At 72.7% G+C, this 14,098-nt stretch carries 12 protein-coding genes; 1 reads left to right on the top strand and 11 read right to left on the bottom strand.

From position 1 onward, the window contains the following. The 3 genes from ACTWQI_RS03995 to fmt all read right to left on the bottom strand — a co-directional run bounded on the left by ACTWQI_RS03995 (position 1) and on the right by fmt (position 4,562). Positions 1–1,434 carry an RsmB/NOP family class I SAM-dependent RNA methyltransferase gene (locus tag ACTWQI_RS03995; RefSeq protein ID WP_443267470.1) on the bottom strand — a complete coding sequence of 478 codons (1,434 nt, stop codon included), beginning with the start codon at positions 1,432–1,434 and terminating at the stop codon, positions 1–3. Positions 1,435–1,509: 75 nt separating this feature from the next. Further along, the gene (locus ACTWQI_RS04000; protein ID WP_443267472.1) at positions 1,510–3,462 is read right to left on the bottom strand and encodes an ABC transporter ATP-binding protein; all 1,953 of its coding nucleotides are present in this window, start codon (positions 3,460–3,462) and stop codon (positions 1,510–1,512) included. A 167-nt stretch (positions 3,463–3,629) separates the two neighbouring features. Next, a complete protein-coding gene (gene fmt / locus ACTWQI_RS04005; RefSeq protein ID WP_443267474.1) occupies positions 3,630–4,562 on the bottom strand; it encodes a methionyl-tRNA formyltransferase in 933 nt (310 codons plus the stop codon). Positions 4,563–4,901: 339 nt separating this feature from the next. Here fmt and ACTWQI_RS04010 point away from each other — a divergent pair, with 339 nt between their 5' ends. After that, the gene (locus tag ACTWQI_RS04010; protein WP_443267476.1) at positions 4,902–5,408 is read left to right on the top strand and encodes a hypothetical protein; all 507 of its coding nucleotides are present in this window, start codon (positions 4,902–4,904) and stop codon (positions 5,406–5,408) included. A 44-nt stretch (positions 5,409–5,452) separates the two neighbouring features. Here the strand turns inward: ACTWQI_RS04010 and ACTWQI_RS04015 are convergent, their stop codons facing one another. From ACTWQI_RS04015 to ACTWQI_RS04050, 8 genes are all read right to left on the bottom strand, one after another. After that, positions 5,453–7,621: a primosomal protein N' gene (locus ACTWQI_RS04015; protein ID WP_443267478.1), complete on the bottom strand. Its 2,169-nt coding sequence runs from the start codon at positions 7,619–7,621 to the stop codon at positions 5,453–5,455. A 129-nt stretch (positions 7,622–7,750) separates the two neighbouring features. After that, positions 7,751–8,974, bottom strand: a complete 1,224-nt coding sequence (gene metK / locus ACTWQI_RS04020) for a methionine adenosyltransferase (RefSeq protein WP_443267480.1) — start codon at positions 8,972–8,974, stop codon at positions 7,751–7,753. A 215-nt stretch (positions 8,975–9,189) separates the two neighbouring features. Next, the gene (gene coaBC, locus ACTWQI_RS04025) at positions 9,190–10,428 is read right to left on the bottom strand and encodes a bifunctional phosphopantothenoylcysteine decarboxylase/phosphopantothenate--cysteine ligase CoaBC (RefSeq protein WP_443267482.1); all 1,239 of its coding nucleotides are present in this window, start codon (positions 10,426–10,428) and stop codon (positions 9,190–9,192) included. 116 nt (positions 10,429–10,544) lie between these two features. Continuing rightward, on the bottom strand, positions 10,545–10,817 hold the full coding sequence (rpoZ, locus tag ACTWQI_RS04030; protein WP_443267483.1) for a DNA-directed RNA polymerase subunit omega: 273 nt from the start codon (positions 10,815–10,817) through the stop codon (positions 10,545–10,547). A 93-nt stretch (positions 10,818–10,910) separates the two neighbouring features. Further along, a complete protein-coding gene (gene gmk / locus ACTWQI_RS04035; protein ID WP_443267485.1) occupies positions 10,911–11,522 on the bottom strand; it encodes a guanylate kinase in 612 nt (203 codons plus the stop codon). 38 nt (positions 11,523–11,560) lie between these two features. Beyond that, complete coding sequence (locus ACTWQI_RS04040; RefSeq protein WP_055492888.1) at positions 11,561–11,884, bottom strand: integration host factor; 324 nt, start codon at positions 11,882–11,884, stop codon at positions 11,561–11,563. 246 nt (positions 11,885–12,130) lie between these two features. Then, a complete protein-coding gene (gene pyrF / locus ACTWQI_RS04045; RefSeq protein ID WP_443267487.1) occupies positions 12,131–12,982 on the bottom strand; it encodes an orotidine-5'-phosphate decarboxylase in 852 nt (283 codons plus the stop codon). After that, positions 12,979–14,097 carry a quinone-dependent dihydroorotate dehydrogenase gene (locus ACTWQI_RS04050; protein ID WP_443267489.1) on the bottom strand — a complete coding sequence of 373 codons (1,119 nt, stop codon included), beginning with the start codon at positions 14,095–14,097 and terminating at the stop codon, positions 12,979–12,981. The genes pyrF and ACTWQI_RS04050 overlap by 4 nt, the downstream gene beginning before the upstream one ends. Position 14,098 lies beyond the last annotated feature (1 nt).

The raw sequence follows: 14,098 nt of genomic DNA on the forward strand, positions 1-14,098 counted from the left end.
TCAGGCGGTGCGGCGCAGGAGGGCCAGGTACATCGCATCGGTGCCGTGCAGATGCGGCCACAGCTGAACGTCCGGTCCTTCGCCCAGTTCGGGCACCCCCACCATCAGCGGCCGCGCGTCGACCCACTCCGCCGCGGCCCCCGGCCCGGCCCGCCCCTTCAGCACGTCCTCGACGACGGCCCGCGTCTCGGCCAGGTGCGGCGAGCAGGTCGCGTATCCGACCACGCCGCCGACCCGTACGGCTCCGAACGCCTCCCGCAGCAGGGCACGCTGCAGCGGAGCGAAGCCGTCCAGGTCCTCCGGGCGGCGGCGCCACCGGGCCTCCGGCCGCCGGCGGAGCGCGCCGAGACCGGTGCAGGGAACGTCCACCAGCACCCGGTCGAAGCTCGCCGCACGCCACGGCGGCCGGGTGCTGTCCGCGGCGACCACCTGGTACGGGCCGGGGTTCCCCGCCAGCGCACGGGCGACGAGCCGCGCCCGGTGCGGCTGCTGCTCGGCGGCGAGCAGGGCGGCGCCACGCTGCGCCGCCAGCGCGCCCAGCAGGGCCGCCTTGCCGCCCGGGCCGGCGCAGCCGTCGAGCCAGCGGGCGTCCGGACCGTCCAGCGGTGCGTTCGCCAGCGCGAGGGCGACCAGCTGGCTGCCCTCGTCCTGGACCCCGGCGCGCCCGTCGCGGACCGCGTCGAGGGCGCCCGGCTCTCCGCCCTCGGCCAGCCGCACGGCGTACGGCGACCAGCGCCCGGGCAGGCCGCCCTCCTCGCCCAGGGTCTCCATCAGCTCGTCGACGGTGGCCCGCCCGGGACGGGCGACGAGCGTCACCTCGGGCCGCTCGTTGTCGGCCTCCAGCAGATTCTCGATCCCGGCCGGGCCACCTCCGAGAGCGTCCCAGAGCGCGGAGACGATCCACCGCGGATGCGAGTGGACGACGGCCAGATGCTCCTCCGGGTCCTCCTCGTACGGCGGGGCGACCCGCTCCAGCCAGCCGTCGAGGTCGTCGGCGGCGATCCGGCGCAGTACGGCGTTGACGAACTTCGCCCGCCCGTCACCGAGCACCACACGCGCCAGTTCGACGCTGGCCGAGACGGCTGCGTGCGTGGGGATCCGGGTCCCCAGCAGCTGGTGGGCGCCTAGGGTGAGCACATCCAGCACGGGCGGGTCCACCTCGCGTAGCGGCCGGTCCACGCACACCGCGATGATCGCGTCGTACGTCCCCTGCCGGCGCAGTGTGCCGTAGACCAGCTCGGTCGCGAGCGCCGCGTCCCGGGTGTCGAAGTCGCCGCCCTCGCGGGCCTTGCGCAGCAACGGGGGCAGGACGAGGTTGGCGTACGCGTCGCGCTCGTCGACGGCCCGCAGGGCCTCGAAGGCGAGGATGCGTGCAGGGTCCTTCTTCGGCCGGCGGTAAGGCTTGCCGGGGCGACGACGGGGCTGGTCGGTCACGGGAAATGTGCTCCGGGGAAGGAATCGGTCCGAACGGCCGGACAGGCCTCTAGCCTACGTCGCCGCCCGCTCACCTCAGCCGAGCGCCCCCTGGACGGCGGCCGGCTCCCGCGCTGCGGCGGGTGCACCCTCCGCGGCGGATTCCGGCTCCTCGGACGACGGCCCCGACTGCAGGTCGAACTGCGTCCGGTGGAGCTGCTCGTAGCGGCCTCCGGCGGCGAGCAGCTCGCTGTGAGTACCGCGTTCCACGATCCGGCCGTCCTCGACCACGAGGATGAGATCGGCGGCCCGGACGGTGGAGAGCCGGTGCGCGATGACCACCGCGGTACGCCCGTCGAGGGCCTCGCTCAGCGCCTCCTGTACGGCCGCCTCGGACGTGGAATCCAGGTGCGCGGTGGCCTCGTCGAGGATCACCACGCGGGGCCGGGCGAGGAGCAGGCGGGCGATGGTCAGCCGCTGGCGCTCGCCACCGGAGAGCCGGTAGCCGCGCTCGCCGACGACGGTGTCCAGGCCGTCGGGCAGGGCCGCCACGAGTCCCTCGAGGCGCGCCCGCCGCAGCACCTCCCACAGCTCGTCCTCGGTGGCCTGCGGCCGCGCCAGCAACAGGTTCGCCCGGATCGAGTCATGGAAGAGGTGCCCGTCCTGGGTCACCATGCCGAGCGTGTGGCGGACCGACTCGGCCGACAGGTCGCGGACGTCAACCCCGGACAGACGTACGGCCCCGCTGTCGGCGTCGTAGAGCCGCGGCAGCAGCTGCGCGATCGTCGACTTGCCGGCACCGGAGGAGCCCACGAGAGCGATCATCTGTCCGGGCTCGGCGCGGAAGGACACCTCGTGCAGCACCTCGACGCCGCCCCGCGTGTCGAGGTTCGCCACCTCCTCCAGGGAAGCGAGGGACACCTTGTCCGCGGAGGGATAGCCGAAACCCACCCGGTCGAACTCGACGGACACCGGTCCGTCCGGGACGCGTCGGGCGTCCGGCTTCTCGGTGATCAGAGGCTTGAGGTCGAGCACCTCGAAGACCCGCTCGAAGCTGACGAGTGCGCTCATCACCTCCACCCGCGCGCCGGCCAGGGCGGTGAGCGGGGCGTAGAGGCGGGTGAGCAGGAGGGCGAGGGCGACGACGGCACCGGCGTCGAGCGTGCCGCGCAGCGCGTAGAAGCCGCCGAGCCCGTAGACGAGGGCGAGGGCCAGGGCGGAGACCAGCGTCAGCGCGGTGACGAACGAGACCTGGACCATGGCCGTACGCACGCCGATGTCGCGCACCCGACGGGCCCGAGCGGCGAACTCGGCCGACTCGTCGGCCGGCCGCCCGAACAGCTTGACCAGGGTCGCGCCAGGGGCGGAGAAGCGCTCGGTCATCTGGGTGCTCATGGCCGCGTTGTGGTTCGCGGCCTCGCGCCGGAGCTTAGCCAGCCTGCCGCCGACCCGTCGCGCGGGCAGCAGGAAGGCGGGCAGCAGGAGCAGCGCGAGGAGGGTGATCTGCCAGGAGATCCCGATCATCACGACCAGCGTGAGCAGCAGCGTCACGAGGTTGCCGACGACCCCGGAGAGGGTGTCGCTGAACGCCCGCTGCGCGCCGATGACGTCGTTGTTGAGCCGGCTGACCAGCGCACCGGTGCGGGTCCGGGTGAAGAAGGCGACGGGCATGCGCTGGACGTGGTCGAACACGGCGGTGCGCAGGTCGAGGATCAGGCCCTCGCCGATGGTCGCCGACAGCCAGCGGGTCACCAGTCCGAGTCCGGCCTCGGCCACCGCGATGACGGCGATGAGGGCGGCGAGTCCGATGACCACCCCCGCGGAAGAGCGGTCGACGATCGTGTCGACCACTCTGCCCGCGAGCAGCGGCGTGGCGACGGCCAGCATCGCCGTGACCGTGCTGAGCAGCAGGAACCAGGCCAGTCGGCGACGGTGCGGCCGGGCGAAGCCGCCGATGCGGCGGAGCGTGGAGCGGGAGAAGGGCCGCCGGTCCTCCCGGGCGTTCGCCGCATGGTGGAGCGAGGTCCAGGCCGTGACTTCCATGTCCATCGGGCACCTCCGAGGTCTCGGTGTGCCGCGGTGGCTCCCGGCACGACAGGGACCGTAAAACCTCAACAAAGCTTGAGGTCAAGTCGTTCCCTGACGGGGCGCCAGGGCGGTGGCGGCCGATGAGGCGCGGCCACCACCGACTGGCCCGCTCGCCCGGGGCATTCGCGCTACGCGCCCAGCCGCTCCCCCGCCCCGATGCGTACGCCGCGCGCCCAATCGGCCGCCCGCATCGGCTTCTTGCCCTGCGGCTTCACCCACTGCAGCTCGACGGCGTGCGACCCGGTCCCGGCGTACACCGCGTTCTTGGTGACCGACAGCTCGCCCGGGGCGAGGTCCGTACGGTCCGGCAGCAGAGCCAGCGGCATGACCTTCAACCGGTCCCCGCGGAAGAGCGTCCACGCGCCCGGCGCGGGCGTGCAGCCGCGGACCACGCGGTCCACCCGCAGCGCGGGGGCCGCCCAGTCGATCCGGGCGTCCTCGACACTGATCTTGGGTGCGTGGCTGACGCCCTCGGTCGGCTGGGGCACCGCCTCGAGGGTGCCGTCCTCGATGCCGTCCATCGTCGCGACGAGAAGCCCGGCCCCGGCGAAGGCGAGCCGGGTCAGCAGGTCCCCGCTGGTGTCGGTCGGCCGTACCTCCTCGGTGACCACGCCGTACACGGGCCCGGAGTCCAGGCCCTCCTCGATCAGGAACGTCGTGGCGCCGGTCACCTCGTCCCCGGCCAGCACGGCGTGCTGTACGGGCGCGGCACCTCGCCAGGCGGGCAGCAGCGAGAAGTGCAGGTTCACCCAGCCGTGGGCGGGCACCTCCAGCGCGGCCTTCGGCAGCAGCGCTCCGTAGGCGACGACCGGGCAGCAGTCGGGCGCGATGTCGCGGAGCCGGGCGAGGAAGTCCTCGTCGCGCGGCTTCAGCGGTTTGAGCACCTCGATGCCCGCCTCCTCAGCACGTTGCGCGACGGGGCTGGCGACCAGGCGCCGGCCGCGCCCGGCCGGCGCATCGGGCCGGGTGACGACGGCCGCGACCTCGTGCCGGTCGGACGCGATCAGCGCGTCCAGAGCGGGTACGGCGACCTCGGGGGTGCCGGCGAAGACGAGCTTCATCGGTGGTGCACTGCCTCTCTCAGGCGGACGACGAGAACGGCGCATGGGGGGACTCCCCCAGGGCCGTACCCCACCCGGCGACAGACCCCCTGGGCCTGACGGTCCGGCACCCCGGAAGGAGCCGGTGGCGCGCCCACGGAGGAGGTGCCGGTGCGGAGCGCACCAGTCTATGGGCCGAACTGCCAGGGGGCGTACGCGCTTCCGCGCGCCCCCGGCCCGGGCGAGTACGCCCCTGCACCGTGACCAGGGAGGCGGGTCGGGCGTTGGTCAAGTGGGATTGACCGAAATGGGCCGCGATTGCGGCCCGCTCCTTTTGACGCCGGTTCGAGAGGCTTGTTCATGGCCGACCACGCAACCCACGACGCCCAGGCTCGGGCCAGCCTGCATCTGCTGGTGCGGGACATCGAGCGGGTCCGCCGGCAGGTGGACGCGCTGCGCACCCTGACCGCCCAGCTGGGCAACGTCTACCGGCCGCGGCGCACCGGCCCGTCCGCGGGCTTCGTCGTGTACGGCAGGGCGCCCGCGCCCACCGTACGGCTCGCCCAGGAGCTGCGGGACAGCGTTGAGACCCTGGTGACGGCGGCGGTCGACTTCGACCGCTCGCTGGGCTTCTCCTGGGACGCCGTGGGCTCGGCGCTCGGCGTGACGAAGCAGGCGGTCCACCGCCGTTACGGATCCCGCCGCGCGACCGCCGCGACGCAGAACGGTTCCTCCGGGGACACCGGAGAGGCGCCGCCTGCGGTGTCAGCCGTACCTGCCGCCCGCTCGGTTCCCGGCCAGTCGAGCCCGTCCCTGGCCCTCGAGGACTCCCGGCCCACCGCGCTCCCGGGCCCCCGCCACGGCTGACACCGCGCGTCGCGGGCGGAGTCGTACAGGCCGGTGGTGCCGGCTCAGCCGAGATCCGTCGGGTCGATGCGGACCCGGACCCGTTCGCCCTCACGGCGGACCGCGCGGGACGCCTGGGCCTCCTTCAGGGCGGACGCCAGGCCGGCACCGTTGCCCGGCCGCACCCGGAGCAGCACCCGCTCCCAGCTCTCCCCCGGCGGAGGGTCACCGGGGCGGCGCGGGCGGCCCGCTTCCGTGACGGGCAGCGGCACCGGTCCCAGCACATCGGTTCCCTCGGGCAGTTGGACCGTGCCGACGAAGTCCTGGACGTCCTCGGGACGGCCTGAGACGGCCGCCATCCGGGAGACGGGCGGGAAGCCCAGCTCGGCCCGCTCGGCGAGCTCCCGGACCGCGTGACCTGCCGGGTCCCAGCGGACCAGCGCCTGTACGGGCCGCAGGGTCGGCTCGGCGACGACCACCACCGTGCCCCCGTCTTCCTGGCTCCGGACCAGCGCCGCCGCACCCAGCCAGCGGCGCAGCGCCTCCTCACCCGCCCGCAGGTCAGGGCGGCCGAGCATGGCCCAGCCGTCCAGCAGCAGCGCCGCCGCATAGCCCGCCTCGGCGACGGGCTCGGCGCCCGGTGTGCTGACGACCAGGGCGGGATGATCGGGGACGCTGTCCAGGACGTGATCGCGTCCCGAGGTGCGGACCGGAACCGCAGGGAAGGCGCGTCCCAGCTCCTCCGCCGTGCGCCGGGCACCGACGATCTGCGCCCGCAGCCTGACTCCCCCACAGGAGGCGCAGTGCCAGGACGGCTCCGCACGCCCGCACCACCCGCACTCGAGCCCGCCCGCGTCCGTGGCCTCGAGCGGCCCGGAGCAGGCCCCGCAGCGGACCGGGGTCCGACACCGCTCGCAGGCCAGCCTGGGTACGTACCCCCGGCGCGGGACCTGCACCAGCACCGGGCCCGTGCGCAGTCCTTCGCGGACCACTTGCCAGGCGAGCGTCGGCAGCCGTGCGGCGCGGGCGGCCTCGTCGCGCGCCTGGTCGGCGTCGCCGACGGTGCGGATCAGCGGTGCCGTGGACCGGACCACCTCACGGGAGGCCGCGAGCGGCCGGGCCCAGCCGGTGTCCACCAGCTGCGCCCCCTCGACCGTGCAGCCGACGCCGCCGAGCAGGAAGGCCGCCTTTTCATGCGCGGCTCGCAGCAACAGCACCTCGCGTGCGTGGGGTTGGGGCGCGTGTTGCTCGCTGTGGCTGGAGTCTCCGTCGTCCCAGATCGCCACGAGCCCGAGATCGCGCACCGGCGCGAACATGGCGGCCCGGGTGCCGATGACGGCCCGGACGGATCCGCGGCTCACCGCGAGCCAGCGTCGATAGCGCTCCTCCGGTCCGCTGTCCGCGGTGAGCAGCACATGCCGTCCCGGGCCGATCAGAGCAGTGAGGGCGGAGTCCGCACCCGCTGCCGTACGCCCGTCCGGCACGACGAGCAGGGCACCGCGCCCGGAGGCGAGCGTCGCGGCGATGGCCCGGGACAGTTCGTCGGACCAGTGCGGGCCGGGCAACGCCGTCCATACGGCCCGGGGAGCGTCACCGCGGGCGAGCGCCTGGAGATAGCCGGGTCCTTCGGCATAGCGCGACCAGCTGCCCGGGGCCGGGGGCGGGGGCGGGGGCAGGGGGTCGCCGACGGGCTCTGTCTCCGGCCGCGCGCGGCGGGGCGGCACGGCCAGCTGTACGACATCCGCCAGCGCTCCCGCGTACCGGTCGGCGACCGCGCGGCACAGCGCCAGCAGCTCGGGCCGCAGCACCGGTTCCGGGGAGAGGACTTGGGCGAGGGGGGCCAGCGGGCCGCGATAGTCGCTCTCCGCCAGCCGCTCGACGATGAAGCCGTCGTGCAGCTCCCCCCCTTCGCGGCGACCCTTGACCACGCGGGCGCCGAAGCGGACCCGGACGCGGACACCGGGCCGAGCTTCGGCGTCCATGGCGGCGGGGACGGCGTAATCGAAGAACTGGTCGAGGTGGAGCAGGCCCTTGTCGACGAGAACCCTGGCCACGGGCTGGTGCTCGGCGAGCGGCGCTCCGCGCCAGGTGCGCGGTTTGGCCCGCGGCGCCTTGGCCTGGCGCACGGTCGCACGCATGAGCGCGAGCTGCTCCGCGCCCCCGTGCGGCTCTGCCGCCCGGGGGTCCCGCGCCGGATCCCGCTCCGGCGGCCGCGGCCCGTTCTCGCTGCTCATAAGGTTTGTCCTACCAGACGAGAGTGACACGGCGGCACGGCACCGGCCGACTTCTCTCACCTGGGTACGACAGCTCCGCTACCCTCGGACGGGGGGGGGGTAGGGGGCCCGCGACGGACGGCGGTCAGGTCACCGGCCGACGGCCTGGCGCAGGGCGTCCACCCGGTCGGTGCGCTCCCAGGTGAACTCCGGCAGCTCCCGGCCGAAGTGCCCGTACGCGGCGGTCTGGGCGTAGATCGGGCGCAGCAGGTCCAGATCGCGGATGATCGCGGCCGGCCGCAGGTCGAACACCTCACCGATGGCCTGCTCGATCTTCTCCGGCTCCACCGTGGCCGTCCCGAAGGTCTCCACGAACAGGCCCACCGGCTCGGCCTTGCCGATCGCGTACGCCACCTGCACCTCGCAGCGCGCGGCCAGACCCGCCGCGACCACGTTCTTCGCCACCCAGCGCATCGCGTACGCCGCCGAGCGGTCGACCTTGGACGGGTCCTTGCCGGAGAAGGCTCCGCCACCGTGCCGGGCCATGCCCCCGTAGGTGTCGATGATGATCTTCCGGCCGGTCAGTCCCGCGTCACCCATCGGGCCGCCGATCTCGAACCGCCCGGTCGGGTTCACCAGCAGCCGGTAGCTGTCGGTGTCCAGCGTGATCCCGTCCTCCGGCAGCTGCTTGAGCACGTGCTCCACCACGAACTCACGGATGTCCGGCGCCAGCAGCGAGTCCAGATCGATGTCCGAGGCGTGCTGCGAGGACACCACGACGGTGTCCAGCCGGACGGCCTTGTCACCGTTGTACTCGATGGTCACCTGGGTCTTGCCGTCCGGGCGGAGGTAGGGGATGGTCCCGTTCTTCCGCACCTCCGACAGCCGGTGCGAGAGCCGGTGGGCCAGGTGGATCGGCAGCGGCATCAGCTCCGGCGTCTCATCGCACGCATAGCCGAACATCAGGCCCTGGTCACCAGCGCCCTGCCGGTCCAGCTCGTCCCTTTCCTCGCCTGCTTCGGCAGCCTCGACCCGCTGCTCGTAGGCGGTGTCCACACCCTGCGCGATGTCCGGCGACTGCGCCCCGATGGACACCGACACACCACAGGAAGCTCCGTCGAAACCCTTCTTCGACGAGTCGTAGCCGATCTCGAGGATCTTGTTCCGCACCAGCGTCGCGATCGGTGCGTAGGCCTTCGTGGTCACCTCGCCGGCCACATGCACCAGGCCGGTGGTGATCAGCGTCTCCACGGCGACCCGCGAGCCCGGGTCCTCCTGGAGGAGCGCGTCGAGAATCGTGTCGCTGATCTGGTCAGCGATCTTGTCAGGGTGGCCCTCGGTCACGGATTCCGAGGTGAACAGGCGGCGGGACACATCGCTCCCTGGGGTTGCAGCGGCTGCTGGCTGATCATGGTCGGATCCGTCCGGGAGCTGCGCCCGGCGCGGATCCGCCATCAGTTTATCCGTCCCACCCGGCGACCGGACACGGCATCTCGCTCCGTGGGAGACCTGTGTCTTACGGCACCGCCGGGGACAGCCGTGCGCGGCACGGGAAGTTCACCGAACCGGCTGGGCGTGTTCGCAGGAGATCAGGAACTCTCGGGACCTGGCGAAGGTATCAGCGCAAGGCGTCGGCCCACCAGGTCCCAGACCGTGTCGGCCAGGGCCTCCTTGGGGCCGTACGGCACCGGGGTCTCGGTTCCGTCGGCGCCGAGCACGATCGCTTCGTTCTCCTCGGAGCCGAAGGTCTTGCGCTCGCCCACCTCGTTGACGACCAGGAGGTCGCAGCCCTTGCGGGCCAGCTTCGTCCGGCCGTTGGCCAGGGCGTCGCCGGTCTCGGCGGCGAAGCCGACGATCACCTGCCCGGGCCGGGCCCGTTCCGCGGAGATCTCGGCCAGTACATCGGGGTTGCGCACCAGGGCGATGGGGGCGGGGTCCTCGCCCTCCCTCTTCTTGATCTTGCCCTCTGCGTAGTGCGCAGGGCGGAAGTCCGCGACGGCGGCGGCCATCACGACCGCATCCGCGTCGGCGGCGGCCTTGAGGACCGCCTCACGCAGCTGCACGGCCGTGCCGACCGGGACCACGTCGACACCGGCCGGGTCCGGGAGGCCGGTGTTGGCGGCGACCAGTGTGACGCGTGCGCCGCGCGCCGCCGCCGTTCGGGCCAGGGCGTACCCCTGCTTGCCGGAGGAGCGGTTGCCGAGGAAGCGGACCGGGTCCAGCGGCTCGCGGGTGCCTCCGGCGCTGACGACCACATGCCGGCCGGAGAGATCCTGCGTCCCGCCTGCCGACCCGCGGGCCAGCACGTGACGGCACACGTCGAAGATCTCGCCGGGCTCGGGGAGCCGGCCCTTGCCGGTGTCCACGCCGGTGAGCCGGCCGACGGCGGGCTCGAGGACGACGGCGCCGCGACGGCGCAGCGTCGCCACGTTCTCCTGGGTGGCCGGGTGCTCCCACATCTCGGTGTGCATGGCGGGCGCGAAAATCACCGGACAGCGGGCGGTGAGCAGGGTATTGGTCAGCAGGTCGTCGGCGATGCCGTGGGCGGCCTTGGCCAGCAGGTCGGCGGTGGCGGGGGCGACGACGACGAGGTCGGCCGCCTGGCCGATCCGTACGTGCGGCACCTCGTGGACCGACTCCCACACCTCGGTCGAGACGGGGTTGCCGGAGAGCGCGGACCAGGTCGCCTCGCCGACGAACTGCAGCGCCGAGCCGGTCGGCACGACCCGTACGTCATGTCCGGACTCGGTCAGCCTGCGCAGCAGCTCGCACGCCTTGTAGGCGGCGATGCCGCCGCTGACCCCCAGGACGACCTTCGGCTTGTCCATCGCCGGCCTCTCCCGCGCTTCCTCAGGTACCTCTCCCATGACACACCACGGGCCCGGCGGAGCGCTCCCCCAGTGGGGCAGCCCGTGCCGGGCCCGTGGTGACGTTGACGGTGCCGCTACTGCGCCGGGCCCTCGACGGCCTCGGAGGTCAGCAGACCCGCGTTGATCTCACGCAGGGCGATCGAGAGCGGCTTCTCGTGCACATGGGTGTCCACGAGCGGGCCGACGTACTCCAGCAGGCCCTCGCCGAGCTGGGAGTAGTACGCGTTGATCTGCCGCGCGCGCTTGGCCGCGTAGATCACGAGGCTGTACTTCGAGTCGGTGGCCTCGAGCAGCTCATCGATCGGCGGGTTGATGATGCCCTCGGGCGCGGTGATGGGAGAGGACACGCTCTACCTTCCGAAAAGGGGAGAAAGATCAGACGAACTTCTGGGGGTCCGGGGCCCGTGGCGTCGGCCGCCGGTGCTCCGTCACCCCGGATATCACAGCAAGGCTAGCAGCTCGCGGACGACGTCCTCGACGGAGGTGTTCACCAGGGTGACGTCGAACTCCGACTCTGCCGCGAGTTCGGTCTTGGCGACCTCGAGCCGGCGCTCGATGACCTCCGGCGGCTCCGTGCCCCGCCCCGTGAGCCGGCGGACCAGCTCGTCCCAGCTCGGCGGGGCGAGGAAGACCAGCTGCGCCTCCGGCATGGACTCGCGCACCAGCCGGGCTCCCTGGAGATCGATCTCCAGCAGCACCGGCTGGCCGGCCTCCAGGTGCTCGAGCACGGCGCGCCGCGGCGTGCCGTACCGGTTGCCCGCGAACTCGGCCCACTCCAGCAGCTCGCCGTTGGCGATCAGCTTGTCGAACTGCTCGTCCTCGACGAAGAAGTACTGGACCCCGTGCCGCTCGCCCGGGCGCGGCTTGCGCGTGGTGGCCGAGACCGAGAGCCAGACCTCGGGATGGACGGCGCGCATATGAGCGACGACCGTGCTCTTGCCGACCCCTGAGGGGCCGGAGAGCACGGTCAGCCGCGGACGTACGCCAGGAGGTTCTGAGGGTTCCCCCTGCTGAGCGAGGGGGTGGGTCGTCCCCCGGGTTGTTGCAGCCATGGAGCGATTATCCAGGTTCTCGGGAGGGCCCGGGAACCTCAGGAGGCGGCGCCGCCGAACTCGCGCTCCAGGGAGGCGATCTGGTTGGAGCCGAGACCACGGACCCGGCGGCTCTCGGAGATGCCGAGCCGCTCCATGATCTGCTTGGCACGGACCTTGCCGACGCCGGGCAGCGACTCGAGAAGGGCGGAGACCTTCATCTTGCCGATGACATCGTTCTCCTGACCCTGCTTGATGACCTCGTGGAGCGAGGCGCCGGAGTGCTTGAGTCGATTCTTGACCTCGGCCCGCTCCCGGCGAGCCGCGGCGGCCTTTTCGAGCGCGGCTGCGCGCTGTTCAGGGGTAAGGGGCGGAAGAGCCACGCCTACGTCACCTCGGATGTCGAACTGATGGATACGGACCGGTGAGGAACCTAGTCGCCCCACACCTGCGGAGCAACGAGCAACGCGCTTTCACGGTCGCTCGTGACGGAGACTAGCGGCCAAGGAGGCTCCAGTCAGCGAGAACGAACGAAAAGTCCTGGTCAGACTCAGTTGACTCGGACTTTTCAGACAAATCAACCCCACTTTCGCCAGAAATTGTTCAACACGCTCGACCTGCGCTGCCGATCAGCCGGTGGCCAGGGCGGTCCGTACCTCGTCGGCGAAGCGTGCGGCGGCCTCCTGGAGGCCCTTCGTGTCGGGGCCGTGGCGCAGTACCCCGCGGCTGACGCTGGGCACCACGTTGCGGACGGCAGCGCCGAAGACGCGCGGCAGATCGGCCGACGTGGCGCCCTGTGCGCCGATGCCCGGAGCCAGCAGCGGACCGTTGATGTCCAGGTCGGCCCCGGCCTCGCCGAGGGTGGCTCCGACCACCGCGCCGACGGAGCCGAGCGGCTGCGCGCCCGCGTTCTCCACCGCCATGTGGTCGAGCATCACCTGCGCGACGGAGGTGCCCGTTGCGGCGGTGGCCCGCTGCACCTCGGCACCCTCCGGATTGGAGGTGAGGGCGAGGACGAAGACGCCGCAGCCGTTGATCACGGCCGCGTCCAGCGCCGGGCGCAGGGACCCGAAGCCCAGGTACGGGCTGACGGTGACGGCGTCGGAGAACAGCGGGCTGCCCTTGTGCAGGTAGGTCTCGGCGTACGCGCCCATGGTGGAGCCGATGTCGCCGCGCTTGGCGTCCATCAGGACCAGCGCACCGGCGGACCGGGCGTCGGCCACGGCCCGCTCCAGCACGGCGATACCGCGCGAGCCGAACCGCTCGAAGAACGCGGACTGCGGCTTGAGGACCGCGACCCGGTCCGCGAGCGCGTCGACGACCGTCCGGGTGAACCGCTCCAGGCCCGCGACGTCGTCGTTCAGGCCCCACGCGGTGAGCAGCGAGGCGTGCGGGTCGAGGCCGACGCACAGCGGACCGCGGGTGTCCATGGCGGTGCGCAACCGGGCCCCGAACGGCTCCAGGTTCTCCAGGGAGGTCATGACGTGGTCACCTTCCGGGTTTCGGCGCCGACGGCGTCGGCGAGGGTGCCGTACGGGCTCGCGGCGAGATGGGCGGCCAGACCGCGGTGGATCGTCCGGCACCAGAAGGGCCCCTGGTAGATGAACCCGCTGTAGCCCTGGACCAGGGTGGCTCCGGCGAGGATGCGCTCCCACACGTCGTCGGCGGTCTCGATGCCCCCGACACCCACGAGCGTGATCCGGTCGCCCACGCGCGCGTACAGCCGGCGCAGGACCTCCAGCGAGCGGGCCCGCAGCGGAGCGCCGGAGAGGCCGCCCGCGCCGATCGCCGCGATCTCGTCCGCGCCGGTCCGCAGGCCGAGACCGTCGCGGGCGATGGTGGTGTTGGTGGCGATGATCCCGTCGAGGCCGAGTTCGAGGGCGAGGTCGGCGACCGCGTCGACGTCCTCGTCCGCCAGGTCCGGCGCGATCTTGACGAGCAGCGGCACGCGGCGGTCGGTCACCATCCGGTCGGCGGCGTCGCGGACGGCGGAGAGCAGCGGGCGCAGCTGGTCGACGGCCTGGAGGTCGCGCAGCCCGGGCGTGTTCGGGGAGCTGACGTTGACCACGAGGTAGTCGGCGTGGGCCGCGAGCCGCTCGGTGGACGTCACATAGTCGAGGACGGCTTCCCCCTCGGGGACGACCTTGGTCTTGCCGATGTTGACTCCGACGACCGTGGGAAAGATCGGCTTGCGCTCGCCCAGGCGGGCGGCGACGGTCGCGGAGCCGTCGTTGTTGAAGCCCATCCGATTGATCAGCGCCCGGTCGGCGACCAGCCGGAAGAGCCGCTTCTTGGGGTTGCCCGGCTGCGCCTCGCCGGTGACGGTGCCGATCTCGACGTGGTCGAAGCCGAGCATCGCCATGCCGTCGATCGCGACGGCGTTCTTGTCGAACCCCGCGGCGAGGCCGAAGGGGCCGGGCATGGCCGTGCCGAAGGCCGTGGTGCGCAGCGCCGGGTGGCGGGGGGCGAGGACCGCGGCGAGCAGGGTGCGCAGCACCGGGATGCGGACGGCCAGCCGGATCCAGGAGAAGGCGAGGTGGTGGGCCTGCTCCGGATCCATGCGCCGGAAGAGCAGGTTGAACAGGAGTCGGTACATG

The sequence above is a fragment of the Streptomyces sp. KR80 genome, assembly GCF_052245555.1.
Taxonomy (GTDB): domain Bacteria; phylum Actinomycetota; class Actinomycetes; order Streptomycetales; family Streptomycetaceae; genus Streptomyces.

What these genes read in the sequence shown, in the direction of transcription:
- fmt (WP_443267474.1), bottom strand. Translation starts at nt 4,562, where the DNA reads ATGAAGCTCGTCTTCGCCGGCACCCCCGAGGTCGCCGTACCCGCTCTG.
- coaBC (WP_443267482.1), bottom strand. Translation starts at nt 10,428, where the DNA reads ATGGACAAGCCGAAGGTCGTCCTGGGGGTCAGCGGCGGCATCGCCGCC.
- ACTWQI_RS04010 (WP_443267476.1), top strand. Translation starts at nt 4,902, where the DNA reads ATGGCCGACCACGCAACCCACGACGCCCAGGCTCGGGCCAGCCTGCAT.
- ACTWQI_RS04050 (WP_443267489.1), bottom strand. Translation starts at nt 14,097, where the DNA reads ATGTACCGACTCCTGTTCAACCTGCTCTTCCGGCGCATGGATCCGGAG.
- ACTWQI_RS04015 (WP_443267478.1), bottom strand. Translation starts at nt 7,621, where the DNA reads ATGAGCAGCGAGAACGGGCCGCGGCCGCCGGAGCGGGATCCGGCGCGG.
- gmk (WP_443267485.1), bottom strand. Translation starts at nt 11,522, where the DNA reads ATGGCTGCAACAACCCGGGGGACGACCCACCCCCTCGCTCAGCAGGGG.
- ACTWQI_RS04000 (WP_443267472.1), bottom strand. Translation starts at nt 3,462, where the DNA reads ATGGACATGGAAGTCACGGCCTGGACCTCGCTCCACCATGCGGCGAAC.
- pyrF (WP_443267487.1), bottom strand. Translation starts at nt 12,982, where the DNA reads ATGACCTCCCTGGAGAACCTGGAGCCGTTCGGGGCCCGGTTGCGCACC.